This window comes from Usitatibacter rugosus, assembly GCF_013003965.1.
GTDB lineage: Bacteria > Pseudomonadota > Gammaproteobacteria > Burkholderiales > Usitatibacteraceae > Usitatibacter > Usitatibacter rugosus.
In genome coordinates this window covers 4001453-4027971 of record NZ_CP053069.1, presented here as the reverse complement: position 1 = coordinate 4027971, position 26519 = coordinate 4001453, and the positions used below count along the sequence as shown (strand labels likewise).

The window sequence follows — 26519 nt, the reverse complement described above, 5'->3', positions numbered from 1 at the left end:
TCCGCGGCCTGGAGGGCGATGCCCTTCAGGCCGCTTCCACATGAAAGACACCATGTACAAGCATTCGATTAGCGTCCTCGCCTTCGCTGCCGCGGCGTGGACGGCCTCTGCCGGAGAGCTTCCTCCGGACACGCCGCTGGTCACCGGCAAGCACGGCTCGGTCAAGGCCATCGATTTCGAGGCTGCCATGCAGAAGATCCCCGAGACGTACCGGGCGCCCATCCGCATGAGCCAGGACAAGATCAGCACCATGGTCGACGGCCTCTTCGTCGCCAAGTCGTTCTCCGGCCGGGCGCGAGAGGCGGGCATGGACAAGGACCCGCTGGTCCAGGAACGGCTGCGCCAGGCGCAGGACCAGATCCTCGCCGACCTCTACCTTCGCAAGCTCGAGACGGACGCCAAGATCCCGCCGCTCGAGCAGCGCGCCCGGGAGATCTACAACGCGGACGCGAAGAAATTCACGCTGCCCGAGCAGGTGCGCGCGCAGCAGATCCTCGTGACCTACGCGCAGCGCACTCCGGAAATGGCGCTCGCCCGCGCGAAGGAGCTCGAGGCCCAGGTGCGCAAGCCCGGACAGGACTTCCTCGCCCTCGCGAAGGAGTTCAGCGAGGATCCGGCGCGCCGTCGCAACGGCGGCGAGCTCGGCTACAACGATCCCACCAGCTTCGAGCCCGAGATCGTCGAGTGGCTGAAGACGGCGAAGGACGCCAACACGGTGAGCCCGCCGATCCAGACGCGCCACGGCTATCACATCGTCAAGTTCATCGACCGCCAGCCGCCGCGCCGCGCGCCGTTCGAGCAGGTGAAGGCCAAGATCATCGAGGGCGAGCGCGCCGAGATCATCAAGAAGATCCGCGACGACGCGATCAACGCCGAACGCAACGATCCCGCGGTCGTCATCCACGCGGCGAACGTGGAAGCGCTGCGCATCGAGGTCGATGCCGATCTCCTCACGCGCACGCAGCAGGGCGCCCCCCTGAAAACGCCCGGCACGCTCCAGCCGCCGGTCGCTCTCCCGAAATGATCCGTCTCTTCATCGGCTACGACCGCCGCGAGGCCGCCGCCAACGCGGTCCTCGCGCATTCGCTCAACCGCCGTTCGAGCGAGGCCCTGGCGATCACGCCGATCACGCTGTCGTCCCTGAGGGCGATGGGGTTGTACCGCCGCGAGGAGAACCCCCTCGCGTCGACCGAATTCTCGTTCTCGCGCTTCCTCGCTCCCTACCTCTGCGGCTACGAGGGCTGGGCGATCTTCATGGACAACGACATCCTCGCGCGGGACGACATCGCCAAGCTGTGGGCGCTTCGCGACGACCGCTATGCGGTGCAAGTGGTCAAGCACAACCACGTGCCGAAGGAAGGCGTGAAGTTCCTCGACAAGGTCCAGACCAAGTACGAGAAGAAGAACTGGTCCTCGGTGATGCTGCTCAACTGCGCCAAGTGCACGAAGCTCACGCCCGACTACGTGAACGACGCGAGCGGCCTCGAGCTGCACCAGTTCAAGTGGCTCCAAGGCGACGACCAGATCGGCGGGCTGCCCCAGCGCTGGAACCACCTGGTGAACTACGACGCGCCGAATGCGGACGCGGCCCTGGTGCACTTCACGCTCGGCGGCCCGTACTTCAACGAGTACCGCGACTGCGAGTTCGCGGACGAATGGCGCGCCGAGCTCGCGGACATGCTCAACGTCCAGCAGCGCGTCGCCACCGCGAAGACCGGCTGAGCCGGCACGCATCCATGGCGCTGAGCGACCCCGCGGCCGCCCTCGAGAATCCGGCGCGCTACCGGTGGCTCCTCGCCTCGTTCGTCCGGCGTGAGATCGCGAATCGCTATGCCGGCAGCGTGAGCGGCCTCGCCTGGACGTTCCTCCATCCGCTCGCCCAGCTCGCCGTGTTCGCCTTCGTCTTCAGCCACGTGTTCCGTGCCGGCGTCCCGCCCCAGTACGCGGGCGCGAGCTATACCGCCTTCGTGGCCGTGGCCCTGTGGCCGTGGATCATGTTCTCCGAGGCGCTGATGCGCGGCATGGCCGCCGTCCAGGCCAACGCCGGCCTGATCCGCAAGGTGGCCTTCCCGCACCGCCTGGTGGTCTACGCGGCCGTGGTCGCCTGCTATGCCGTGCACGGGATCGGCTTCGCCGTCGTCCTCCTGGTGCTGCGGATCTCGGGCGAACCCATCCATCTCGAAACGGTACCGCTGGCGGCCGTGCTGCTGATACCCTACTTGCTCCTGTCGACGGGACTCGCCGCGGCCCTGGCCGCTCTGCAAACGCTGCTGCGGGACGTCGAGCACGCCATAGGGATCGTCCTCACCATCGTGTTCTACGCCACGCCCATCCTGTACCCGGCCACGTTCCTCCCCGAGGCCGCCCGGCCGTATGTCGAGGGCCAGCCCTTCGGCTATCTCTCCGGGCGCATCCGCGATGTCCTGCTGCAAGGCACGGGACTGGTGGCCACGGATCTCCTGGCGGCCGTGGCGTGCGGCCTCGTCTTCATGGCGGGCGTCTGGTTCTTCGATCGCCTGTCCCCGCATTTCGAGGATTTCCTGTGAGCTCCCTTCGCCGGGGCCTGCGCTACCTCTGCACGCCGCTGCTGGCGGTCTTCGCCCTCTCGGCCCTGCCGGCTACCGCGGAGGGGATGGAAGAGATCGTCCTGCGCTCCGTGCAGAAGTGCGTTCGCTCGCCGACCCGCGTGCGCCGCACGGACGAGGACGCGCTCGCCAATGCCTGCCTCGCCTATCGCCAGGGCCGCTACGCCGAAGCCGAGGCGCAGGCCATGCTCCACCTCGCGCAGGAACCGGCACAGGCCAAGGCGCACATGATCCTCGGCCTCGCCCGCTGGAAGGCCGGCCGCGTCGAGGAGGCCGTGCGCGCGCTCGAGATGGCCGTGAGCCTCGCGCCGGACGACGCGCAGGCCCATCTCGCGCTCGGCAACGTGCTGCGCGACGCCCGCCGCCACGACGATGCGGTGGCCGCGTACTCGCGGGCCTCCGGCCAGAACCCCGCGCTCGCCGCCGCGCACTTCAACCGCGGCGTGGCGTTGCGCGAAGCGGGACGCCCGCGCGACGCGATCCTCGCCTTTCGCGCCGCCGCGCGCCTCGACGCCGGCGATTTCGAGGCGACGCACGGCGTCGTTCGCACGCTCGGCGAAGCCATCCGCGGAAGCGAGCAACCGCTGTTCGACATGCCCCGGACCGCGGACCGCGCGGATCCCGGTCCGCTCTCCATCGTGGTCTGCAGCATCGACCCCGAGCGCCTCGCGCGCTTTCGCTCCGCGCTCGCGCCCCACCTGGCCGGGCTCGAGCACGAGGTGGTCGTCATCGGCGATGCCAAGTCCTTGTGCGAAGGCTACGCGCGCGGTGTCGCCGCGAGCCGCCACCCGCTCGTGGTGCTGATGCACGACGACGTGCAGCTCCTTTCGCCGGAGCCCTTCCACGCGCTGGCCTCGGCGCTCGAGTCGCACGATGTGGTCGGCCTCGCGGGCAGCCGCCTCGCCTCCGGCCCCGCCGTGCTCTGGGCCGGGCATCCGCACATCCACGGCTGGGTGAGCTACCCCTCGCGCATCGGCCAGGGCTACGAAGCGTGGCCGCTCAGCCTCGAAGCCGGCGTGCTCGACGGCATGGAAACGCTCGACGGGCTGCTCCTCGCGATGCGCCGGGAAACAGCCGTGCGCGTGGGCTTCGACTGCGAGACCTTCGACGGCTTCCATTTCTACGACCTGGATTTCTGCGTGCGCGCGCACGCGGCCGGCCTTTCGCTCGCCGTCACGACCGAGGTGATCGCGCTCCACGAAAGCGCCGGCGATTTCGGCGACGACTGGCGCCGCTACGCCACGCGCTTCGCCATGAAGCACCCCGCGCTCGCGAGCGCGCCCCAGGGCAAGTGCCACGCCTATTGCGCGCAGCTCGACCGCCTCGAGGACGTCGCGCGCTTCCACCGCGAGCTGGCCAGCCTCGCGCGGGTGACGTGAGCGCCGAAAAAACGCTCGTCAGGCTCTCGGGGATCACCAAGGATTATCCGAAAGTCGCGACGGGCGGCGACCGCCTGCGCACGCTCGCGTCGCTCTTCCTGCGGCGCGGCGACACGCCCCACTTCCGGGCGCTCGACGGCATCGACCTCGAGGTGCATCGCGGCGAATCGCTCGGCCTGGTCGGCGAGAACGGCGCGGGCAAGTCCACGCTGCTGAAGATCATCGCGGGCGTCGTGAAGCCCACGCGCGGCACGGTCGGCGTGGCCGGGCGGGTCGGTGCGCTCCTCGAGCTGGGGAGCGGCTTCCATCCCGAGTACACCGGGCGCGAGAACATCGACCTCGCCGCCGCGCTGATGGGCCTGTCGCGCCGCGAGACGCGAGCGCGCGTCGACGAGATCGTCGCCTTCGCCGACATCGGAGCCCACATCGACGAGCCGATCAAGCACTACTCGTCCGGCATGGTGGTGCGCCTGGGCTTCGCGGTGGCCACGACGCTCAAGCCCGACATCCTCATCACCGACGAGGTGCTGGCGGTGGGTGACGAGTCCTTCCAGAAGAAGTGCATCGCGTGGCTCGAGCGCTTCCTCGCCGACGGCGGCACGCTACTCCTCTGCTCGCACAGCATGTTCCACATCCAGACGCTCTGCCGCCGCGCGGTGTGGCTGCACCACGGCCAGCAACGCCTCTACGGCGACGCCTTCGATGTCACCCGCGAGTACCTCGCGTACCACGAGGAGAAGTCGCGCACGGAGAAGCTGGCCCATCGCGCGGCGCCGAACATGCAGGTGCCGCGAATCATCGAAGCGTGGATCGAGGACGGCGAGGGCGAGCGCTGCACGCATTTCGCGAAGGGCGGCACGCTCGTCGTCCAGGGCATCGCGCACGAGCCGGAGGACCAGCCCCCCGTGGTGCTGGTCGGCCTCGTCCGCATCGACGGCACGCCGGTCTTCGGCGCGATCACCAACGAGGACGGCTTCGTGCCGCCGCGCCTCGAGCCCACGCGCTTCGGGTTCGCCGTGCGGTTCGAGAACCTCTCGCTGCTGCCGGGCAAGTATCGCGCGCGCACGCACGTGATGGACGTGCAGGGCCTGCGCCTCTTCGACACCGTCGAGATGGAATTCACGGTCGCCGGCGAAACGCGCGAGTTCGGCCTGGTGGCACTTCCGCATGAGTGGACCGCGGGCCGCGGGGGAAATGCGTGAACGCCCCGCAACGCCAATCCGCGCCCGACTTGCTGGCCCGTGCCCGCGCCCTGGAAGCGAGCGCGCCGCTCGAGGCCGCGTCGTACTACCACCAGGCGCGCCTCGCGGACCCGGCCTGCCTCGAGGCGCACAACGCCCTCGAGCGCCTCGGCTCCGATCACGCGTACGGCAAGTGGATGCGCGTCGACAGCGTGATCGACGCGCGCGACGACATCTACCGCTTCTTCGAGGGCCACGAGGGCGTGACCAACCCGATCCGCGATTACCTCGCGGACGGCTGGCGCACGCTCTCCGAGCTGATGCTGCTGCTCGAGCGCGAAGGCAAGCCGCTCACCGGCGTGCGTTCGATGCTCGAGTTCGCCTCGGGCTTCGGGCGCTTCACGCGCCACCTCGTGCGCGTCCTTCCGGGGCGCGTGACGTGCTGCGACGTCCTGCCGGGCTCCACCGATTTCGTGCGCGAGCGCTTCGGCGTGCAGGCGTTCGACTCGCAGTTCGATCCCGCGCGCATCGCGTGGCCCGGGCGCTACGACCTGATCTTCATCCTCTCGTTCTTCACGCACGTCCCGCTTCACGCGTGGCCGCAGTGGCTCGCGCGCTTCGACGCCGCGCTCGACGAGGGCGGGCTCCTCGTGTTCTCGATCCACAATCCCGGGTACGCGATCGAGCACAGCGTGAAGCTCGACGACCAGGGCGGAGCCTTCCTGCGCAGCAGCGAGCAATCGGCGCTGAGCACCGAGGAGTACGGAACCACGTTTGCGACGTGGGAGCGCGTGCGCCGCGAGATCGAAGCCGGCATCCCCGGCGCCCGCGTCGAGATCCACCCGCGGACGTTCTGGGTTGCCCAGGATGCCGTCGTCGTCCGCCGAGGCTAGGGAAACGATGAGCGAGACCCCCACGCAAGTCCCGGGTGAAGCGAGCGCCGCGATCGCGCTCGCCACCGAGAAGTACCGCGCCGGACATGTCGACGAAGCCCGCGCGCTGCTGAGCAGCGTGGTCGAACGCGATCCCGCGAACCGCCGCGCGCTCTTCCAGCTCGGCATCATCGCGCTCGAGCGGCGCGAGCCCGCGCAGGCCGAAGCGTTCCTGCGCCGGGCGATCGAGGGCATGCGCTCGGCGGTCGGCTCGATGGCGCTCGGCGATGCGCTCGAGGCGCAGGGCCGCAACGCCGAGGCCGAGGACGCGCTGCGCGATGCCGTGGCGATCGACGCCGGGCTCGCCGAAGCGTGGGGACGGCTCGCATCGCTCTATGCCACCCGCAAGGCGCGCGACGAAGCGCAGTTCGCGCTGGCCGCGGCGCTGCGCATCCGGCCGCGCGACGCGCGCTACTGGAGCAACCTCGCCTCGCTGCAGCTCGACGCGAAGCGCTACCCGGAAGCGGTCGAGGCCGCGCGGCGAGCCGTCGAGTTCGATCCCGCGCACGTGCTCGCGTGGACGCACCTGGGCCGCGCTCTGGGCTCGATGGGCGATCTCGCCGGGGCGAACCGGGCGCTCACCGAAGCGATCACGCGCGACTCGACCTCCGGCCCGGCCCAATACTGGCTCGCCGTGTCGCACGCGCACCTCGGCCACTGGAGCGAGGCTGCATCGCTCTATCGCCGCGCGATCGCATGCTTCCCCGAATGGGTGGAGCCCCGCGTGGGCCTGGCCAACGCGCTGTCCAAGCTCGGCCGGCGGAAGGAAGCCGTGGCCGCGTTCGAGGAAGCCGCGCCGCTCGATGCGTCGTGGGAACCCGCGATCTGGAGCCAGCGCCTCTTCACGATGCAGCTCGGCGACGACTTCGCGCCCGCGGACGTTTCGGCCGCCCACCGTGAATGGGCGCGGCGCTTCGCCGCGAGCGTGCCGCGCCGCACCTGGCCCCGCCGCGATCCCGCGGCGAAGGTCCGCATCGGCTATGTCTCGCCGCGCTTCCAGGGCTCCTCGATGGCGTTCGCGCTGCTGCCCGTGCTCGAGGCGCACGACCGCTCGCGCTTCGAGATCGCGTGCTATGCGGAGCTCGAGAAGCGCGATGCCACGGGCGAACGGTTCCGGGCCCTCGCCGACCACTGGGTCGAGACGCAGGCGCTCGAGGATGACGCGCTCGCCCGCCGCATCGAGGACGACGGCATCGACATCCTGGTGGACTTGGCCGGCCATACGCCGGGCAATCGCCTGGCCGTGTTCGCGCGCCGGCCCGCGCGGGCGGCGGTGAGCTGGCTCGACTACTTCAACACCACCGGCGTGGAGGCGATCGATGCGCTGGTGGCCGACGACGGCGCGATGGAGGCGGGGCTCGCGAAGGCCTTCGTCGAGCGCCTGGAAGGCCTGGGGCCGGTTCGCTACGTCTACCGCGCTCCGGACTACGCGCCCGAGGTCACGGCGCCGCGCGCCGCAGCGATCGTGTTCGGATCCTTTGCGCGATACGGCAAAGTCACATCGAGCACGCTGGACGCGTGGAGCGCCATCCTCGCCGCGACGCCGGGCAGCCGCCTCCTGCTGAAGAACGACACGCTGGGCGAAGCAGCCGCATGCGCCGCGGTCCGCGAGGAATTCCTTCGCCGCGGGATCGATTCCGTGCGCCTCGAGCTGCGCGGACCGGGGAGCCACGAAGAGATGCTGCTGGAGCTCGCGGAAGTCGACGTGGTCCTCGACACGTTCCCGTACAACGGCGGCATCACGACCCTCGAGGCCCTGTGGATGGGACGCCCGGTCGTGAGCCTCGCCGGCGACACGCTCGTGGGCCGGCAGGGCGCCTCCATCCTCGGCGCCGTGGGCCTCGCCGACCTGGTCGCGCGGGATCCCGCGCATTACATCGAGGTCGCCTGCGCCCTCGCGGCCGACGCGCCGCGACGAGCGCGGCTCTCGGCTTCGCTTCGCAACGCGCTTTCCGTCTCGCCCCTGGGCGACGCGAAGGCTTTCACGCATCGGCTCGAGTCGCTCTACCTGCGCCTGCTCGCCGAGGCGCAACCGAACTAGGAATTGGCAATGACGGTCACCCGGGAAGAAATTTCCGCCGTGCGCGGGCATCTCGCGCGCGGCGAGCTCGAAGCGGCGGTCGCCGCGGGCAACGCGCTGCTGGAGCGCGATGCTGCCCTCGCGGAAGCGTGGCACCTGAAGAGCCTCGCCGAGCACCGGCTGAACCGCCTCGACGAGGCGATCGCGAGCTCCGCGCGCGCGGTGCAGGCCGACGGCCAGGAACCGCGCTACCTCATGCTCGAGGGCCAGCTGCTCCACGATGCCGGGGATCTGGCCGCCGCCGAGCAGCGCTACGAGCGCGTCGTGGCGCTGCGTCCCGCTTGGGCCGCGGGCCACATCGCGCTGGGCGAAGCCCGCATGGATTCAGGGCGCGGGGTCGAAGCGCTCGAGGCCTTCCGCGCCGCCGCCGCCGCCGATCCCGCCAACGTGCGCGCGTGGAACAACGTCGGCGTGGCGCAGCAATCGCTCGACCGCTTCGATGACGCGATCCGCACGTTCGGCCACGCGATCTCGATCGACCCGCGCTTCGCGCTCGCGCACTTCAACCTCGCTCGCCTGCAGGCGCGGCGCAACGACATTGCGACGGCGCTCCGCCATGCGAACGAGTCCGCGCGCCTCGACGCGCGCCACGTGGACTCGTGGCTCCTGATTGGCGACCTGCAGCGGCGCAGCCGCAACATGCCCGCCTGCATCGCGGCCTACGAATCGGCGGCGCGCGCGCAACCGGATCATTTGCGCGCGTTGAACGCCCTCGCGGAGGTGATCGCGGAAGTCGGCCGCACCGAGGAGGCGCGAGCCGGCTACGGCGTGCTCGCGCAACGTTTCCCGGGCAACCTCAAGGCCGCGCTCGGCGCGAACCTGCTGCTGCCGATCCTCTATCGCGACGGCGAGCACCTGGAGCAGAGCCGGGCGCAGTACACCGAAGGGCTCGCGCGCCTGCGCGAGGCGGCACCGCGGCTCGCGCTGCGCCCCGGCGCACGCAACCTGCAGGACGTGCTCTGGACCAACTTCTACCTCGCCTACCAGGGACGCGACGACCTCGCGCTGCAGTCCGGGTTCGGCGACTTCATGCGGACGGTGGTGGCCCCGGCGGCGGGACGCTACCTGGAGCCGATCGCGCGCCGCCCTCGCCGCGAGCGCTTGCGCGTGGGCTTCGCCAGCCACTACTTCTACGACTGCACGGCGGGCCGCTACTTCATGTCGTGGATCACGCACCTCGACCCGAAGCGCTTCGAGACGATCGTCTACTCGACCAACGAGGCGATGACGAACGACACGCGCACCATCGCCGCGGCGGCGGGCCAGTTCAAGGCACGCCCGGGACGCCCGCTGCTGGCGCTCGCCGAGGAGATCCTCGCCGACGAGCTCGACGTCCTCATCTACCCCGAGCTCGGCATGCATCCGTCGACCTTCGCGCTCGCCCACCTTCGCCTGGCACCCGTGCAATGCGCCGGCTGGGGCCATCCGGATACGACGGGGCTGCCGGAGATCGACTATTTCCTCTCGAGCGAGGCGATGGAGCCGGCCAACGGGCAAAGCCACTATCGCGAGAAGCTGGCGCTGCTTCCAGGCCTGGGGACGCGCTATGCGGAACCGAAGGCGCGCGAGGGCGTGACGCGCGCCTCGCTCGGGCTGCCCGAGGACAAGACGCTGTACCTCGTGCCGCAGTCGCTATTCAAGATCCACCCGGACAACGACGATGCGTTGTCCGACGTGATCGCGCGCGACCCCAATGGCCACCTCCTCCTCTTCGCGTCGCATCACGAGCAGCTCACCTCGGAATTCGCCGGGCGACTCGCGGCCGCGTTCGGCCGTCGCGGCCTGGTGATGCACGAGCGCTCGCTCTTCCTCCAGCCCTTCATGCCGCACGGCGATTACCTTGCCCTGAACCGCGTGTGCGACGTGATGCTCGACACGTGGCACTGGTCGGGCGGCAATACCTCGCTCGATGCCTTCGCGAGCGGCCTGCCGGTCGTGACGCTCCCGGGCGAGTTCATGCGCGGCCGGCAGAGCCTCGGCATGGCGGAGATCCTCGGGGTGACGGAGCTGGTGGCGCGCGATGCCGCGGAATACGTGGACATCGCGGTGCGCCTCGGCCAGAGCCCCGACGAGCGGAAGGCGATCGCCGAACGACTCGCGGCCAGCCGCGGAGCCCTCTTCGGGCGCGACGAGCCGGTGCGAGCCCTCGAGCGCTTCCTCGAAAGCCTCTAGGACCGCGCGCGCCAGCCGTGGCGCGAGAAGAAGCGCAGGGCCGAGGCCGCGAACCAGCCGATGTGGCGCAGGCCCTTGCGCGCCGCTTCGCCGCCGTGGTGCACGATGCGCACCGCCGGCTCGTAGGCCACGGTCGCGCGGCTCGCGACGCGAAGGCTCAAGTCGTAGTCCTCGAAGTACATGAAGTAGCGCGGGTCGAATCCGCCCAGTGCCCTGAGGAGCGGCGTGCGCACGAGCAGGAAGCAGCCGCTCGCGAGCGGGACGCCCGCCACGAATCGATCGCCGATCGCATCGCGCATCTCGTAGCGCGCCAGCGCGACCGCGAAGCGCTTGCGAAGGAAAGCAGGCGCGAACCCGCGCAGCAACAGCACGCCTGGCGAGGGATAGCGCTTGCACAGGTACTCGCGCTGTCCGTCGGGCGCGAACGCGGCGGGCGCCAGCAGGCCCACCTCCGGGTGCACGGCGAAGGAGCGCAGGGCCGCGTCGATCGCTTCGGGATCGATCTCCACGTCGGGGTTGAGCACGAGGTGGAAATCCGATTCGAGCCGCGGCAGCACGAGATTGTTGGCGCGGCCATAGCCCAGGTTGCCGTGGCCCGTCACGATCTCGGCCGCGCCCAGGCTTGCGTCCCAATGCGAGGCGGCGGCGCTCACCACGGGCAGCGATTCGGCGGGGCCGTTGTCGATAAGGAAGAGCGTCGCGCCCGAGAGGGTGCCGGAGGAGCGCGCCCGCGCCGCCGCTCGCGCGAGCGAGGCGACGGTTTTTTCGAGGAGCGCGGGGTCCGGCCGCCAGGTGACGATGGCGGCCGTGAGCGTGGCAGGCATGCGCGAGCGTAGCCGGGCGGCCGCGCCCGCTCAAGCCTTCGCTAGAACGGGGTGCGGGTGATGGCCTTGGTGCCCGTCTGGCCGTTCACCGAGTAGCTCCACGTGCCCGCGTCGGCGGAGGTGAACTCGAGCGTGCCGACGCCGACTTCGGTGGCGTGGGCGTTGACGGCGTTGTAGTTCGGATTGTTGTAGGCCGGACCCGAGGTGACGTAGAGCTTGCCGGTGAAGCGTGCGGAGGAGGTCCACGCGCCATCCGTGATCACGTACCAGATGCGCTTGCCTTGGGCGTCGTAGGTGTACCAGACGACGAAGACGCCGTTGGACGGGTGCTGCAGGATGTTGAGGCCCCAGCCCGATTCGGAAGGACCGCCCCACCAGATGTCGCTGAAGTTCGCGAACGGCACGGCGGCCGCGGCGAGCCAGCGCGCAATCTCGGGGAACACGAGGTCGAAGCGCGAGAAGTGGTCCGTGCCCTCGGGGACGCTGCACAGCGCCGTGCCGCCCCAGAGGCCGCCGCGGAAGAGGTACTGGCTGCCGTCGAACGCCCACAGGCCCGAGCCGCTGCTGCCGCCCTCGGTGGTGCCGGTGAACCACTTCACCTCCGTATAGCCATTCGGCACGGCGCCGGTGAACGGCGTGGAGAAGCGCTGGACCGTGCCTTGCGACCATTTCTTCAGGTCGCCGGAGGGATGGTGGAAGTCGGTGCCCGTTTGCCCCGCGGCAAAGGCCTCGGTGCTATAGCCAGTGAGGAAGGCCCCGTTGGGTGGCTGCTCGTTCAGGCGAAGGAACAGCACGTCCCGCGCCTGGTTGCTGTAGACCCACGTGGCGCCACCGGTGCGCGTGACGAAGGGGCCGGCGACGTCGCTGCCGCACGCAGTGGCCTCGAAGAACCAGTACGTGACGAGCGAAGCGGCGATGGGGCGCATCTGCTCGGGCGTGCGATAGGGCGGGTCTTCGTTGTCGAAGCAATGGTTGGCCGAATAGAACCAGGGGACTTGCTGGCCGGGATCGACGTCGTTCAGCAGCGTGCCGGTGCACAGGAACGAGCCCTCGGGGCGCGTGAAGATCATGCGAGCAACGGAATTGCGGGTGTTCAGGAAAGAGGCCGAGGGGTTCTGGGCGCACGCGATGTCCACGTTGCAATCGCCCGAATCGCCGATGGCCTTGGAGAAGGACTTGAAGCCGCTCGCGGCGGAGGTGAACAGGTGCGAGACCTTCGCGAAGCGAAGCGTCGGCGCGCTGGCCTTCGCGCCCTGCGGTACGAAGACTTCCACGACCTGCGTGTCGCCTTCCGTGGGCGGGGACCACCAGGGGCCGGTGCGGTCCGCGATGTCGCCGACGCGGGTCGGCCCCAAGGGGGAATCGGGCGCCGCCGAGCCGATGAAGATCATTTCCGCTTCCAGCGGTAGTCCGGAAAGATCGATCCCCGCACGCAGGGCGACCGCATCCGGCGAGGTAATGGCGAACCGCGCCGCATAACCGCCTTCCACGGGCTTCCAGGCGGCCTCCAGGGCCTTGGCGGCCTTGCCGGTGGGGGCAGGCACATCCCGGTTGGTGCCGACGCGTACGCGCTTCGAATAGCCTTTGGCGGCGCCGTCGCGGTTGGACTTGCGCACGGATTCCACTTCCGCATCCGTGATGGCCGGCAGCACCAGCGGGGTGGGCGTGCCGCCCAGGCGCACCTTGGCGACGGGCAGGGCCTTCGCGTTGGCGACGACCTCCCCGGGTACGATGCGCGGGATCTCGGGAGTCGCGAAGGCGGCACCGGCAAGCGCAGCGAACAGCAGGGGGAGCAAGCGTCGGATCATGGGAGGGCGGGCCTTTGGATGGATACGCGCCGGTCGACCGGGCGGATTTTCACGCTATTCTAACGACAGACCTCCGCAAGGCCACCCGAGTTCCTCCAAGAACGCGCCCGGCGCGTTCCCGTTGACCCCCCGATGAAGATCCTCGTCGTCAAGCGCGACAAGATCGGCGACCTGTTGCTCGCGACCCCGATGCTGCGGGTGATCCGCACGGCGCTGCCCGAAGCGCGCATCGAGCTGCTCGCGAGCGACTACAACGCGTGGCTGCTCGCGGGCAACCGCGACATCGACCGCGTCTGGACCTATCGCCGGGCGCGATCGGGCACGCATGTCTCGGTGCGTGCGGCCTTGCAGCAAGCCGTGCAGATGCTGCGCCTGCGGTCGCGCCGCTACGACGTGGCGATCGCGGCCGGCGGCGAAGTCTCGCCGCGCGCGGCGCGCCGCGCGATGCTCGCGGGAGCGAAGCGCACCATCGCCTACGCCGGCGAGGAAGGTCCCTTCGTCACCGATCCGTTGCCCGCTCCGCGGGCCGGCCACGAATGCGAGCGCATGGCGAGGCTGCTGGCGCCGCTCGGCATCCCGGTGCCCGAAGTGCTCCCGCTCCCGGAGTACGAGCCCACGCGGCCCGCGCTCGAGGAAGCGCGCGCCTGGCTCGCGGCGCGTTCGCTCGGCGAACGCGGCTTCGTCGCGATCGGGCTCGGAGCGCGCCGTCCGCACCGGCGTCCCGATGCCGCACAGGTGTTGCGCTGGGCCCGCAGGCTGCACGCCGAGCACGGCCTGCATACGTTGCTCGTATGGACACCGGGCCGCGCCGACAATCCCGACTATCCCGGCGACGACGATGTGGCCGAGCCGATCATCGCGCGCGGCCTGCCGTTCATCCATCCGTATCGCGGCGGGCTCGCTCCGACCATCGCCCGCGTCTGGCATGCACGCACCTCGGTGTTTCCGGACAGCGGCCTCATGCATCTCGCGGCCGCGAGCCCCGGCGGCGTGCTGGGCCTCTTCGCGCAGACGGCCGTTTCGCCGCACCCGTCCCAGTGGGGACCGCGCGGGGCCAACGTGGACGTCCTGGAGGCGGAGACGAGCGTGGCGGAGCTGGAGGATACGATCGTCGCGGAGCGGCTCGATCGATTGATGCGCCGTCATTCCCGCGCAGGCGGGAACCCAGCTAACTCCGAAGATGCGGGTTCATCGCCGGATCGTTGTACATCTTGAACTGCCGATAGATCTTGTAGCGCGCGATGCCGGCAGCGCAGCCATCCAGCAGCTCGTCGAGGCAGCGCGCGAGGTCGGCACGCTGCTCCCGCAGCCGCACCAGCTTTGCCGCGCAGGCGGCGCGGTGCGAATCGTTGGCGTCCGTGCGGGCCGCTTGCAATGCCATCGCGCGGATCTTGAGCGCGAGGATGGACAGGCGGTCGATCATCATCCCCGCGGTTTCCGAGTTGAGGCGCGCGTCCTCGCGCAGCCGCCCTTCGAGCGCGCGCAGGATCGCATCGTCGATCCGCTCGACCGCATCGTTCCTCGCCTGGTTCAACGCATCGATGGCGCGCTTGTTGGCGACGATCTCGGCGTCGGGCGCGTTGCGGCGGCGCGCGAGGTCCTCCTCGTCCCAGAGCTTCGAGTTCGAGCGGTGGTTCTCGGCGATGTCGGCCCAGGGTGTGTCGGCGGCCGCCAGCGCGCCGTCGTGGAAGGCAACGATCGCGGCGCTCGCGAGGTGCGTGAGGATGTCACGGCTCATCGACGGCGGATCTCTTCGACGGCCGAGAGCACGGCGGGCACGCCGATCGCATGCATGCAGCGCGGCTCGGCACATTCGCGCGTCGAGCGGCCGCAGCGGCGCACCCATTCGATTTCGCGGCGGAAGAGGATCTTCTGGTCGCGGCACTCGAAGGGATCCACGGTGACCGAGCGCACCGGAGCCTCGCGCCAGAAGCGTCCGGGCCCGCAGATCACGGCCGAGCCGGGACCGTAGAGCGTCACCGTCGGCGTGAAAGCCGTGCGGCCGAGGTGCGCGACGCCGGTGTCGGGCGCCACGAGCACCGCCGCACCCTTCAGCAGGTGCCAGAGCTGAGCGAGATCCAGCCGTCCTGCGTACGACGCGTAGCGTCCTTCGGGATCGCATTCGGCGACGAGCGCGGTCTCGTTCTTGCCCGCGCTCCACGCGATCGCGAGGCCGGAGCGCTCGAGTGTTGCGGCGAGCTCGCGCCAGCGCTCGGGCTTCCAGAGCTTGAGCGGCGTGCTCGCTCCGACGTGCAGCACCGCATACGGCGCGTTCGGCTTGGCGAAGTCGTCGGCCATGGGCGCGGGCCAGTCGCCTTCGCGAAACGGCGGCGGATCGGGACCATCCACCAGCTCCGAAACCATGTCGCCCCACGCGGCAGGTTGCGAGGGATAGGGGCGCGCGTCATCGACGAACCAGTTCTTGGTCCACGGCACGTCGCCCGCATGCGCGACCACATGGCGCGCGCCCGAAGCGGCCGCGAGCCACGAGTAGCGGTTGTCGCCCGGGACGATCGCGAGATCGAAATCCGGTTCCTCGAGGAGGTCGTGCGTCGTCTGCGATTGGTGCGGCGTGTAGGGCAGGGCGCGCACGCCGTACGGGTGCGCCGAGTAGAGCGGCAGGAACGACGGGTTCGCGAGCAGCGCGATGTCCGCGCCGGGATGCAGCGCACGCAGCTTGGCGAGCAGCGGCGTCAGCATGAGCGTGTCGCCCAGCAGCAGGTTGTGCGCGATGAGGATGCGCTTCGGGTCCGCCGGCGGCTGCTTCTCGCCCGGCGCGCCGCCCCGCCGCGAGAAGGCGCGGGTGACGGCCACCATTCGCGACTCGAAGCGTTCGCCCATCGCTAGGCAGCCCCGCTTCGCGCCGCTTCGAAGGCGGCGACCATGCGTTCGACCATTCGTGCCTCGCCGAATCGTTCGCGGGCTCGCTCCGCGGCGGCCTCGCCGAGCGAGCGCCGTTTCGCGCCATCCTGCAGCAGGGCTTCGACGGCACCGCGAATCGCGGAGGCATCCTGTGGCTTCACCAGCACGCCGGTGACGCCGTCAGTGACGATCTCGCCGATGCTGCCGACATCGGTCGTCACCACGGGCAGCCCGCACGCCATGGCCTGCATCAACGCCTGCGGCACGCCTTCGTTGGCGTACGAGGGCAGGCAGAAGAGGTCGAAGGACTGCAGCCAGGGCGCGACGTCGTCCTGGTTGCCGGCGAAGCGCGCGCCGATGCCCGCCCCGCGGGCCTGCGCCTCGAGCGCCTCGCGCTGCGGGCCGTCGCCGACGATCGCGAGCTCGACGTCGGGACCCGCCATCGCCGCGATCGCCTCGATGAGGTAGCGGTGGCCCTTCCAGCTACGCAGCGTGGCCACGATGCCGACGACGAGCTTGTCCGGAGGCAGCCCGGTCACGGCGCGTGCCGCAACGCGCTCGCCGGGCGCGAAGCGCTCGAGGTCGATGCCGGTGGGAACGGAGACGACGAGGCCCGGGGCGACCCCGGTCTCCTCGATCACCTGCACGCGCAGCTTCTCGCCGGTGGTCACGATGCGTTCGGCCTGGCGATAGAGCCAGCGCGTCGCGAAGTTGCGCGGCACTGGCGCCGAGATATGCCGGGTGCGCACGATCGCGGGCTTGCCGGCACCCGAGGCACGCGCCACGGCCGCCAGCCACGAATCGGTGGAGCTGTGCGTGTTCACGACATCGAAGGCGCGATCGGCGAGCAGGCGGCGCATCGCCGCGATGCCGGCCAGGCCCTTCCGCCCGATCGGCAGCGCCTGCGAGGCGACGCCGAAGCGCGGGGCCTCGCGATGGATGCGGGATTCCGCGGGGGCCGCCAGCAGGACCTCGTGGCCCAGGCGTGCTACGCCGCGCGCTTCGGTGAGCACGCGGATTTCCTGGCCGCCCCAACCGAGCGACGACTCGGTGTGGAGGATCCTCATGCGCCGGCGAACTGCAGCCGGTGCAGCCCCGCGTACACGCCGCCGCGGCCGATCAGCTCGCGGTGGCTGCCCACCTCGACGATGCGCCCGTGCGCGAGCACGACGATGCGGTCGGCATTCTCGATGGTCGACAGGCGATGGGCCACCACGATCGTGGTGCGGCCCTTCATCAGCTCCTCCAGGGCCGCTTGAACCGCCCGCTCGCTCTCGGTGTCGAGGGCGGAGGTGGCTTCATCCAGCAGCAGGATGGGGGCGTCCTTCAGCAACGCGCGGGCGATCGCGATGCGCTGGCGCTGGCCGCCGGAGAGCTTGGCGCCGTTCTCGCCGATCGGCGTGGCGAGGCCCTCGGGGAGCTGGCGGATGAAATCCATCGCGTGCGCGGCCTCGGCGGCCCGGATGATGTCGGCCTCGCTCGTCTGCTCGAGGCGCCCGTAGGCGATGTTGGCGGCCACCGTGTCGTTGAAGAGCACCACGTTCTGGGAGACGAGGGAGATCTGACGCCGCAGGCTCTCCAGCGTGAGCGCTTCCAGGTCGTGGCCGTCGATCGTGATGCGGCCCGAGCCGGGATGGTAGAAGCGCGGCAGCAAATGAATCAGGCTCGTCTTGCCGCTGCCCGAGGCGCCGACGAGCGCGATCGTCTCGCCGGGACGGATGTCGAGCGAGACGCCTTCCAGCGCGGGACGCGGGCTGGACTTGTACGCGAGCGTCACGTTGTCGTAGCGGATCTCGCCGCGCGCGCGGTCGAGCGCCACGGTGCCGAGGTCGTCTTCCGCCTTCTCGTCGATCACGCCGAAGACGCTCTCCGCGGCGGCGAGCCCCTTCTGCAGGTGCTCGTTGATGCCGGTCAGGCGCTTCAGCGGCTGCAGCAGCATGCCGGTGGCGGCGATGAACTCGACGAACTTGCCGACGTCGCTGTTGCCGGAGAGCGCTTCCTGCGCGGCGAAGTAGATGATCGCCGCGACCGCGCAGGCCACCAGCAGCTGCGTGATCGGCACGCTCGCCGAGGCGGCCACCGACTGCTTCATGTTGTAGCGGCGGATGCGCTCGTTGGCTTCCCGGAAGCGCGACGATTCGTACGACTGGCCGCCGAAGATCTTGACGACGCGCAGGTTCGCGATGGTCTCGTCCAGCACCGTGGCGATGCCGCCGATCGCCTGCTGGCTCGCGCGGCTGGTCGCGCGGAGCCGCTTGCTGAAGTAGCGCACCACGAGCGCGGTGGGCGGGATCACCGCCAGCGTGATCAGCGTGAGCTTCCAGTTGGAGTAGAGCAGGATCGTGAGGAGTGCCACGATCGTGACGGTGTCGCGCACGAACACGGTGAGCACGGAGGTCGACGCCGCCGCGATGTTGGTCACGTCGTTGGTGAACTTGGCCACGAGCCGTGCCGTGGTCGCCTCGTCGAACCACGCGGGCGGCAGGCGCAGGAGCTGCGTGAACATGAGGCCGCGCAGGTCGAGGATCACCTTGTTCGAGACCCACTGCGTCATGTAGCCGGAGGTGAAGGAGGCGAGCCCCGAGACCAGGAACACGGCGATCACGCCCAGCGGCAGCAGGATCGCGAGCTCGCGGTTCTTGTTCACGAAGAGCTCGTTCACGAGCGGGCCGGTCAGCTTCACCAGCGCCGCGTCGGCGAGGCCGCCCACGATCATCGCGACGATGCCCAGCGCCAGGGCGCCCCGGTAGGGCCAGACGTGCCGCAGCAGGCGTTTGTAGAGGTCCATCGCCGCTATCTTCGCAGGAGCCGCGTGTAGAGGTCGACGTATTCGCGCGCCATCGCCGCCGGCGTGAGGGGCGCCACGACATCGCGCGCGGCCTCGCCCAGGCGCACGGCCGCGCCGGGATCGAGCCGCTCCAGGGCTCCGGCGAGGCCGGCGACATCGAGCGCGTCGCGCACGAAACCCGATTCGCCGTCGCGCACCAGCTCCGCCAGCCCGCACTTCGTGGAGGTGACCACGGGCAGCCCGCAGGCCATGGCCTCGAGCCCGGCGTTGGGGAACGGATCGTAGAGCGTGGGCAGCGCGAAGCTGTCGGCCGCCGCGTAGTAGGGCCGCACGTCCGAGACGGCGCCGACGAAGCGCACGCGCTCCTCGATGCCGAGCTGGCGCGAGAGCGCGGCGTAGCGCGCCGAGCGCTTGTCCTTGCCCACCACGATGACCCACGGCGCGGGCTTCACGCGGGCTGCCGCCTCGAGCAGCACGCCCACGCCCTTGCGCTCGAAACCGGAGCCCACATACGCCACGACGTTGGCGTTGCCGGGAATCTTCAGCTGCTGGCGCACGGCGTCGCGGAACTCCGCGCGCAGCCCTGGGTGGAAGCGCGAGCTGTCGACGGCGTTGCGGATCAGGGTGAGCTTGGAGCGCTCGACCCCGAAGCGTTCGGCGATCTCGTCGCGCACCATCGCGGAGTTGCAGATCACCGAGCGCAGCCGCGGCGAGGTGAAGAGGCGCCGCTCCGCGTCGAGCAGGAAGCGGTGGTGCGGGCTCGCTCGCGTCACCGCGCGCCCCACGGCCGATTGCACGCGCGCGCGCTGTTCGAGCCACTCCGCATGCACGCCGTCGCCGGCACGGTAGACGTCGCAGCATGCGATGCGCTCGTGGGACTGGACGAGGTCGAAGTGGCGGCGCGAGAGCTCGGCGCACACGGCGCGCTCGAAGCCCCAGTCGCGCCACAGGCTGCCGAGGTAGAACGGATCGACTTGCAGAGCGCTGCCGTCATGGTCGGGCCAGCTTCGGGTGATGAGGGTGAGCGCCGCGCCCTGGGTGCGCAGCGCCTCGACGGCGTTCTGCACGAAGCGCTCGGCGCCGCCGAAGGGGTCATAGCGGCCGCGGACCAGCGCGATGCGCGGGCCGAGGCCGCGCGGGGCGGCGGCGCGCGGTTCGCTCAAGGCCGTGCGAGCAGCTCGTTGATCGCGGAGCGCACGCGCTCGACGGGCAACGTGGTGAGGCATTCGCTCACCTTGCCGCCGCCGCAGCCGTCGTTGCCGCACGGGCGGCACGGATGCGTGCTGGTCACGATGCGGTGCGCCACCTTCCACGGACCCCATTCGTGCTCGCCGCTCGGGCCGAAGAGTGCCACCACCGGCGTGCCCATGGCGGAGGCGATGTGCATCGGCGCCGAATCCACGCCGAAGAAGAGCCTTGCCCTCGCGGAGAGCGCCCCCATCTCGCGCAGCGTGAGCTGGCCGGAGAGATCGACCACGCCTTCGCCCGCCGCGTGGAGGATGCGCCCGAGGATCGCTTTCTCGCGTGCGTCCGGCGCTCCGGTGACGACGACGCGCTGGCCGTCGCGCACCAGGGCGCGCAGGAGCTCGGCGTTCTTCGCCTCGGTCCACGCCTTGAAGAGCCAGCGCGACGTGGGATGGGCCTGGATGAACTGCTTGGGAGCGAGGCCATGCTGCGCCAGGAGCTGGTCCACGCGCTGCGTGGCTTCATCGCCGGGAACGAGCACCAGCTTCTTCTCGTCTTCCTCCGGATAGACGCCGATCCTGCGAAGCGCGTCGAGATTCGCCTCGACCGTGTGGCGGGGCGTGGCCTTCGGCAACGGATAGCGGTGCGTGAACGACCATTTCCAGAAGCGGCTCGCGCGCGCGGGCGCCACGGACCAGCGAGGGCGCAGCGCCTGCGCGAGCCAGGCTCCGCGCCAATGATCGGTGAGGTGCACGATCAGCTGGTACTTGCGGCCGGCCAGGCGCTTGAACAAGCCCAGCTCGGAGGGCCATTGCGTGGCGACGGGCTGGCGCTTCCAGCTGCGGTCCACCGTGTGCAGCATCGACAGCGCCGGGTGGCCGGCGAGCATGTCGCGCGTGTCCGCATAGACGAGCGCATCGATCTCCACGCCGGGCGCGCGGTTCTTCAGCACCTGCAGCACGGGAGAGGACAGGAGCACGTCGCCGTGGTGGCGCAGCTTGATGACGAGAACCCGCCGCAGCGAGTCGAGGTTGACGGCGTCGGGGACCATGGCTCAGCGCGGGCGGATCAGCCGGCAGGGGTTGCCGCCCCACACCGCCTTGCCGGTGATGCGGCCCGAGACCACGCTGCCCGCGGCGATCACCGCGCCCGATTCGATGTGCGTGCCGTCGAGCACCACGCAATGCGCCCCGAGCCAGACGTCGTCCTCGATGACGACGCCGCCGCGCGAGGGCATGAAGCCCTGCTTGCGGATGACTTCATCCGTGCGGGCGATCCCGTGGTTGGCGGGGACGATGGAGCAATGCGGGCCGATGAGCACGTAGTCGCCGAAGCGGATGCCGGAGCCGGAATAGAGCACGCAATGCGGGTTGATGTAGCAGTGCTCGCCGATCACGATGTCGCCGGTGCCGCCGACCGCGCGGATCACGACGTAGTCGTAGACCTGCGTGTGGGCGCCGATCACGATCCGGGTGCCGCGCTGCGAGGGGTGGATGCGTGCGTCGGGGCTCACCCAGGCGGTCGGATCCACGCTGAGGACGTCGCTATCGGTCATTCGGGGAACGGGACGCGGGATTTGGTAGAATTCGCGGGCTCTCGTGCGGCCTTTTCAGGGCCGCGATTCCCCACGATTCTACCCTTGCCGTGAAGTTCAACCTCGCCTATTTCGGTCCCGAGCCGCTGTTCCACCTGCGCCGCGATTTCCTCCTCGCCACCAAGTACGGCCTGGAGAGCCTCGGCCACGACGTCGTGCTCTCGGGGCTGCAGCTGGACACCTCGCGCTTCAACCTCGTCGTGGGCGCGTATTTCCTCGCGCCCCCGGCCATGGCGAAGATCGCGGAGTCGGGAATCGACTTCGCCCACGTGAACACCGAGGTGATCGCGGGCGACCTCCTCAACTTCAACCCCAGCAAGGTCGATTTCATGGGGTCGTACCTGCCCAGCATGAAGGCAGGCCGCTTCGTCTGGGACGTGATCCAGGACAACATCGCCGAGCACCGCCGCTACGGCACCCACGCGCACTTCATGCGCTGGGGCTGGCACCCGAAGCTGGAAGACATCGAGCACCGCCCGGAGAAGGACCTCGACTTCTACTTCTTCGGCATGATGAGCGCGCGCCGCAAGGAGATCATGGATACGCTCACCAAGCGCAAGTTCAACGGCATGTGGGACGCGAGCTGCCCGTACTACCTGCGCAACGACCGCATCGCGCGCGCCCGGGTGAACCTGAACGTGGTGCAGGACGACAAGTACACGCACGTGAATTCCTTCCGCATCTGCTATCTCGCGAACAACCGCGTGGCCATCCTCTCCGAGGCCGAGAGCGACCCGGCGAACTACCTCGAGGTCGCGAAGGTGGTGCACGGCAAGGAGAAGCTCGGCGACGCGCTGGCCGAGCTGCTCGCCGGCAACGCCTGGCAGGCGCAGGGCGACAAGGCCTATGAACTGTTCCGGAAAGTCCCCATGACGCAATGCCTCGAAGAGTTGCTGGAGCAGAGCTTCGGCACCCAGCCCGCGCTGTCCGTGGCGGGAGCCGCGCGATGAGCCCCGCCGGCATGGAGGCCGTCATCCTCTGCGGCGGCCAGGGCACGCGCCTTCGCGAGGAGACCGAGTTCAAGCCCAAGCCGATGGTGGAGATCGGCGGCAAGCCGATCCTCTGGCACATCCTGCGGCGCTACCATCGCTTCGGCGTGCGGCGCTTCGTCCTCTGCCTGGGCTACAAGGGCGAGGTGATCCGCGACTATTTCCTGAACTACCGCGTGCGCCAGTCCGACGTCACGGTGAACCTGCGCTCGCACGCGATCACGGTGCACGACGCGGCCGCCGAGGAGGACTGGGAAATCGTGCTCACCGACACCGGTGACGACACCATGACCGGGGGCCGCATCAAGCGCGCGCTGAAGCACGTCCAGGGCAGCCGCTTCTTCGCGACCTACGGCGACGGCGTGGCCGACATCGACATCGCCGCGCTTCTCGCCTCGCACGAGAAGGGCGGACGCCTCGCCACGGTGACGGCGGTGCATCCCTCGTCGCGCTACGGCGAGATCGACGTCGCCCACGGCGCGGTGAAGACTTTCTCCGAGAAGCCGCAGGTGAACGACGGGTGGATCAACGGCGGCTTCTTCGTCTTCGACAAGAAGGCGTTCGACGGCGTCTCCGACGATCCGGGCTTGGTCCTCGAGACCGACGTGCTGCCGCCGCTCGCCGCGCGCGGGCAGCTCTCGGCCTTCCAGCATGGCGGCTTCTGGCAGTGCATGGACACCTACCGCGAGATGCTCGCGCTGAACCAGATCTGGGCGCGGGGTAACGCCCCCTGGCTCTGAGCATGGCCGCGGTCCCGCAGGCCGGCGCTTGGCGCGGCCGTCGCGTGCTGGTGACCGGCCATACCGGGTTCGTCGGCGGCTGGCTGTGCACGTGGCTCGCGGAATGCGGCGCTCGCGTGAGCGGCTTCTCGCTCCCGCCACCCACGCAGCCCAGCTTCTTCGAGGCCACGAACCTCGCCGCGCGCCTCGAGCGCCACACGCTGGGCGACGTGAACGATGCCGCGGCCGTCGCGGCCGCCGTCGAAGCGTCGAAGCCCGAGGTGGTCTTCCATCTTGCCGCGCAGCCGATCGTGCGCGAGGCGTATCGCGCCCCGGTGCTCACCTTCGCGACCAACGTGATGGGCACGGTCCACGTGCTCGAGGCGTGCCGGCAATCGGGCGTGCCGCGCATCGTCTGCTACACGACGGACAAGGTTTATCGCAACGACCAGTCGGGCCGTGCCTTCGCGGAGGACGACCGCCTCGGCGGCAACGAGCCGTACAGCGCGAGCAAGGCGAGCGCGGATTGGGCCGCGGGCGCGTGGTGGGAAAGCTATTTCCGTCGCGCATCGCCGCAAACGGCGCTCGCGGTCATCCGCGCGGGCAACATCATCGGCGGCGGCGACTGGGCCTCCGAGCGGCTGCTGCCCGACGCGATGCGCGCCTTCGAGCGCGCCGCTCCCCTGGTGCTCCGCAATCCCGCTGCCACCCGGCCGTGGCAGCACGTGCTCGACGCCGTGCGCGGCACGCTGGTGCTGGCGGAGCGCGCGGCCCCGGGCGACGTGCCGGCCGAGGCGATCGCCTGGAATTTCGGTCCCGATCCCGCCTTCGTGCGGCCGGTCGCGGAAGTCGCGGACGCAGCCGTCCGCGAATGGGGCGCGGGGGCCGCGTGGCGCCACGAGCCCGACGGCACCATCCCCGAAGCGAAGGCGCTCGTGCTCTCGAGCGAACGGGCGCTGCGCGAGCTGGGCTGGCGGTGCGCGTGGGATTTCGAGACGGCCGTGGCGAAGAGCGTCGCCTGGTATCGCGACGCCGCGAACGGTGCCGGGAAGCTTCGCGAGACGACGGCCGCGCAGATCGAAGCCAACGCGAAGGCCGCGGCATGAAGCTCGAGCCGCGTCGCCTCGCCGGCACCTACGAGATCCGCTTCGAGCCGCGCGGCGACGAGCGCGGCTACTTCATGCGCTGGTACGACCGCGACATCTTCGCTCGCGCGGGCCTGCCGACGGAGTGGATCCAGGCCAACGAATCCTCGTCGCTGCGCAACGTCGTGCGCGGCCTGCACTTCCAGCGTCCGCCGCATGCCGAGACCAAGCTCGTGCGCGCGGTGGCCGGGCGCGTCTTCGATGTCTTCGTCGACCTGCGCCGCGGCTCGCCGACGTATGGCCAGTCGGATTCGGTGGAGCTCTCCGCCGAGCGCAAGAACGCGGTGCTGATCCCTCGCGGCTTCGCGCACGGCTTCTGCGCGCTCACCGACGACGCGGTCGTGAGCTACCTCGTCGACAACGCGTACGCGCCGAACGCCGAAGGGGGGCTCGCGTGGGACGATCCCGCGCTGGGCATCACCTGGCCGGTCGACGCGAACCCCGTGGTGTCGGCGCGAGACCGCGCCTGGCCGCGCCTGGCCGACCTCGAGCCGATCGGCTGACATGCGCATCGCCCTTTCCGGCGCGAGCGGCCTCATCGGCCATGCGGTGGCGAAAGCGCTCGCGGGTGCGGGCCACGAGATCGTCACGGTCGGCCGAGCGCCGGACTGTGCGGTGCGCGTGGACCTCGCGACCGACGCGAATCTTCCCGCCGGCGCGTTGAAGGGCTGCGACGCGCTCGTCCACGCGGCGGGCGTCACCGACGAGGACTTCGCGGATCGCGACGCCGCCTTCGCCAAGGCATTGCGGGGCACGAGCGCACTGCTCGGCGCGGCGCGCGATGCCGGAGTCGGCCGTCTCGCCTATTTCTCCTCCGCCCATGTCTACGGACCGCTCGAGGGCCGCCTCGACGAGGCTTCGCCGGTGAACCCGCTCTCGGACTACGCGATCGCGCACTATGCCGCCGAGCAGCTCTTCCGGCGCTCGGCGCGGATGACCGGGGCGGCCACGCTGCTCGCCCGCCCCTGCGCGGTCTACGGCATGCCGCCCTCGCTCGAGCGCTTCGCGCGCTGGACGCTGATCCCGTTCGATTTCCCGCGCCAGGCCCTGGGCGGTGCGATCGTGCTCAAGTCCCATGGCTCGCAGCGGCGCAACTTCGTGCCGGCCGAAGGGCTGGGCGCGCTTGCCGGCTGGTGGCTGGAGAACGCGGCCTCGGGCGTCACCGTCGCCAACGCTCCCGGCAAGGCGGAGTGCACCGTCTATGAATTTGCCTCGCTGTGCGCGAAAATCGCGTCTGGTGAAAACGGCCGCCCGGTGGCGATCGAGCGTCCCGGCCCCGCGGCGCAGGACGGCGCCCCGGCCCTCGAATACCTGACCCGGGTGGGCGGCCACCTTCCGGGTCCCTCCCTCGAAGAACACGTGCGCGGAATGGTCCGCGCCCTCGGCACGAAAGCCTCCCCTTGAAACAGACTCCGCAACCGCCCCTCGCGAAGCACCACCTGCCGCTCGACCAGGAGATCGCGATGAAGTACGTGACCTGGCTCGTCGAGAAGCGCATCGCCGACGGCCCGGACACCCGCGTCGATTTCTGCGAGCAATCGGGCTTCCATCCGAAGCTGCTCTACAACAACCCGCACATCGACTCGATCGAGAAGATCTTCCGCGACCAGTCGTCGATGGAGCGCCTCGGCGACATGACGCTGCGCGAGTACATGAAGTACCACTACTACTTCATCCACCAGGGCTATCGCTACGGCCTCGGGCGCCAGCAGCAGCGCTGGCTGGGCCACGACATCATCAAGACCCCGTGGGATTGCTGGAGCTACCAGGAGATCATCTGGGAGACCAAGCCCGATTTCGTGATCGAGCTGGGCGTGATGTTCGGCGGTGCGACGCACTTCTACGCGAGCCTGCTGGACCTCGTGGGCCACGGCGAGGTGCTGGGCATCGACATCACGCTCTCCAAGGCGAAGCCGGCCGAGAACAAGCGCATCACCTACCTCGAGGGCGGCAGCACGTCGCCGGAGATGCTGGAGAAAGTGCGCTCGAAGGTGCAGGGCAAGCGCGTGCTGGTCATCGCCGACTCCGACCACGAGAAGAACCACGTGCTGGCCGAGATCCGCGCCTACGCGCCTTTCGTGCACGTCGGCGGCTACTTCATCGTCGAGGACTCGCTGAACGACGTGATGGGCTACCACCCCGTTCCCAACGAAGGCCCGAAGGCCGCCGCCGAAGCGTTCCTGCAGGAGAGCGACGACTTCGTGCTCGACCGCCGCTGGGGCGAGCGCTACGTGATGAGCCTCAATCCCAACGGCTTCCTGCTCCGGGTGAAATGA

General features: G+C 69.9%; 24 protein-coding genes. 15 read left to right on the top strand and 9 right to left on the bottom strand.

The window, feature by feature from the left end; all coding sequences use genetic code 11:
• The first annotated feature begins 40 nt into the window (after positions 1–40).
• Genes DSM104443_RS19120 through DSM104443_RS19085 form a run of 8 tightly spaced genes read left to right on the top strand, consistent with a single transcriptional unit; the run spans position 41 to position 10329 of the window.
• On the top strand, positions 41–1024 hold the full coding sequence (locus tag DSM104443_RS19120) for a peptidylprolyl isomerase (RefSeq protein WP_171095132.1): 984 nt from the start codon (positions 41–43) through the stop codon (positions 1022–1024).
• Entirely contained in the window at positions 1021–1722 is a 702-nt protein-coding gene (locus DSM104443_RS19115; RefSeq protein ID WP_171095129.1) for a glycosyltransferase family protein, read from the top strand. The genes DSM104443_RS19120 and DSM104443_RS19115 overlap by 4 nt, the downstream gene beginning before the upstream one ends.
• 14 nt (positions 1723–1736) lie before the next feature.
• Entirely contained in the window at positions 1737–2546 is an 810-nt protein-coding gene (locus tag DSM104443_RS19110; protein WP_171095127.1) for an ABC transporter permease, read from the top strand.
• A complete protein-coding gene (locus DSM104443_RS19105; protein ID WP_171095126.1) occupies positions 2543–3964 on the top strand; it encodes a tetratricopeptide repeat protein in 1422 nt (473 codons plus the stop codon). Before DSM104443_RS19110 ends, DSM104443_RS19105 begins: the two co-directional genes overlap by 4 nt.
• Complete coding sequence (locus DSM104443_RS19100; protein ID WP_171095124.1) at positions 3961–5166, top strand: ABC transporter ATP-binding protein; 1206 nt, start codon at positions 3961–3963, stop codon at positions 5164–5166. Before DSM104443_RS19105 ends, DSM104443_RS19100 begins: the two co-directional genes overlap by 4 nt.
• A complete protein-coding gene (locus DSM104443_RS19095) occupies positions 5163–6038 on the top strand; it encodes a class I SAM-dependent methyltransferase (RefSeq protein ID WP_171095122.1) in 876 nt (291 codons plus the stop codon). The genes DSM104443_RS19100 and DSM104443_RS19095 overlap by 4 nt, the downstream gene beginning before the upstream one ends.
• Positions 6039–6045: 7 nt before the next feature.
• Positions 6046–8118 (top strand): O-linked N-acetylglucosamine transferase, SPINDLY family protein, encoded by a 2073-nt coding sequence (locus tag DSM104443_RS19090; protein ID WP_171095120.1) that lies wholly within the window; start codon positions 6046–6048, stop codon positions 8116–8118.
• A gap of 9 nt (positions 8119–8127) precedes the next feature.
• Positions 8128–10329 (top strand): tetratricopeptide repeat protein, encoded by a 2202-nt coding sequence (locus tag DSM104443_RS19085; RefSeq protein ID WP_171095117.1) that lies wholly within the window; start codon positions 8128–8130, stop codon positions 10327–10329.
• Here DSM104443_RS19085 and DSM104443_RS19080 read toward each other — a convergent pair.
• Together DSM104443_RS19080 and DSM104443_RS19075 are read right to left on the bottom strand one after the other, a co-directional pair.
• Positions 10326–11153 carry a glycosyltransferase family protein gene (locus DSM104443_RS19080; protein WP_171095115.1) on the bottom strand — a complete coding sequence of 276 codons (828 nt, stop codon included), beginning with the start codon at positions 11151–11153 and terminating at the stop codon, positions 10326–10328. The two genes, DSM104443_RS19085 and DSM104443_RS19080, sit on opposite strands and share 4 nt — an antisense overlap.
• A gap of 41 nt (positions 11154–11194) precedes the next feature.
• Positions 11195–12961 (bottom strand): trypsin-like serine peptidase, encoded by a 1767-nt coding sequence (locus tag DSM104443_RS19075; protein WP_171095114.1) that lies wholly within the window; start codon positions 12959–12961, stop codon positions 11195–11197.
• A gap of 132 nt (positions 12962–13093) precedes the next feature.
• Between DSM104443_RS19075 and DSM104443_RS19070 the strand changes: the two genes are divergently transcribed.
• Positions 13094–14176 (top strand): glycosyltransferase family 9 protein, encoded by a 1083-nt coding sequence (locus tag DSM104443_RS19070; RefSeq protein WP_171095112.1) that lies wholly within the window; start codon positions 13094–13096, stop codon positions 14174–14176.
• Here DSM104443_RS19070 and DSM104443_RS19065 read toward each other — a convergent pair.
• The 7 genes from DSM104443_RS19065 to DSM104443_RS19035 are packed head-to-tail and all read right to left on the bottom strand — an operon-like array spanning position 14130 to position 21351.
• Positions 14130–14699 (bottom strand): DUF4254 domain-containing protein, encoded by a 570-nt coding sequence (locus DSM104443_RS19065; RefSeq protein ID WP_171095110.1) that lies wholly within the window; start codon positions 14697–14699, stop codon positions 14130–14132. The genes DSM104443_RS19070 and DSM104443_RS19065 overlap by 47 nt on opposite strands.
• Entirely contained in the window at positions 14696–15802 is a 1107-nt protein-coding gene (locus DSM104443_RS19060) for a glycosyltransferase family 9 protein (protein ID WP_212756790.1), read from the bottom strand. The genes DSM104443_RS19065 and DSM104443_RS19060 overlap by 4 nt, the downstream gene beginning before the upstream one ends.
• Before the next feature lie 2 nt (positions 15803–15804).
• Positions 15805–16890 carry a glycosyltransferase family 4 protein gene (locus DSM104443_RS19055; protein ID WP_171095108.1) on the bottom strand — a complete coding sequence of 362 codons (1086 nt, stop codon included), beginning with the start codon at positions 16888–16890 and terminating at the stop codon, positions 15805–15807.
• Positions 16887–18611, bottom strand: coding sequence for a lipid A export permease/ATP-binding protein MsbA (gene msbA, locus DSM104443_RS19050; protein ID WP_171095106.1), 1725 nt, complete (start codon positions 18609–18611; stop codon positions 16887–16889). The genes DSM104443_RS19055 and msbA overlap by 4 nt, the downstream gene beginning before the upstream one ends.
• A gap of 5 nt (positions 18612–18616) precedes the next feature.
• Positions 18617–19774 carry a glycosyltransferase family 4 protein gene (locus DSM104443_RS19045; RefSeq protein ID WP_212756788.1) on the bottom strand — a complete coding sequence of 386 codons (1158 nt, stop codon included), beginning with the start codon at positions 19772–19774 and terminating at the stop codon, positions 18617–18619.
• Complete coding sequence (rfaQ, locus tag DSM104443_RS19040) at positions 19771–20847, bottom strand: putative lipopolysaccharide heptosyltransferase III (RefSeq protein ID WP_171095102.1); 1077 nt, start codon at positions 20845–20847, stop codon at positions 19771–19773. Before rfaQ ends, DSM104443_RS19045 begins: the two co-directional genes overlap by 4 nt.
• A 3-nt stretch (positions 20848–20850) precedes the next feature.
• Positions 20851–21351 (bottom strand): acyltransferase, encoded by a 501-nt coding sequence (locus DSM104443_RS19035; RefSeq protein ID WP_171095100.1) that lies wholly within the window; start codon positions 21349–21351, stop codon positions 20851–20853.
• An 89-nt stretch (positions 21352–21440) separates the two neighbouring features.
• Here DSM104443_RS19035 and DSM104443_RS19030 point away from each other — a divergent pair, with 89 nt between their 5' ends.
• The 6 genes from DSM104443_RS19030 to DSM104443_RS19005 are packed head-to-tail and all read left to right on the top strand — an operon-like array spanning position 21441 to position 26519.
• Positions 21441–22340, top strand: coding sequence for a CgeB family protein (locus DSM104443_RS19030; RefSeq protein ID WP_171095098.1), 900 nt, complete (start codon positions 21441–21443; stop codon positions 22338–22340).
• Positions 22337–23119, top strand: coding sequence for a glucose-1-phosphate cytidylyltransferase (rfbF, locus tag DSM104443_RS19025; RefSeq protein ID WP_246232361.1), 783 nt, complete (start codon positions 22337–22339; stop codon positions 23117–23119). Before DSM104443_RS19030 ends, rfbF begins: the two co-directional genes overlap by 4 nt.
• Positions 23120–23121: 2 nt before the next feature.
• Positions 23122–24204: a CDP-glucose 4,6-dehydratase gene (gene rfbG, locus DSM104443_RS19020; protein ID WP_171095096.1), complete on the top strand. Its 1083-nt coding sequence runs from the start codon at positions 23122–23124 to the stop codon at positions 24202–24204.
• Positions 24201–24746, top strand: coding sequence for a dTDP-4-dehydrorhamnose 3,5-epimerase (gene rfbC / locus DSM104443_RS19015; protein ID WP_171095093.1), 546 nt, complete (start codon positions 24201–24203; stop codon positions 24744–24746). The genes rfbG and rfbC overlap by 4 nt, the downstream gene beginning before the upstream one ends.
• 1 nt (position 24747) lies before the next feature.
• Complete coding sequence (locus DSM104443_RS19010; protein ID WP_171095091.1) at positions 24748–25647, top strand: NAD-dependent epimerase/dehydratase family protein; 900 nt, start codon at positions 24748–24750, stop codon at positions 25645–25647.
• Positions 25644–26519 carry a CmcI family methyltransferase gene (locus tag DSM104443_RS19005; protein ID WP_171095089.1) on the top strand — a complete coding sequence of 292 codons (876 nt, stop codon included), beginning with the start codon at positions 25644–25646 and terminating at the stop codon, positions 26517–26519. Before DSM104443_RS19010 ends, DSM104443_RS19005 begins: the two co-directional genes overlap by 4 nt.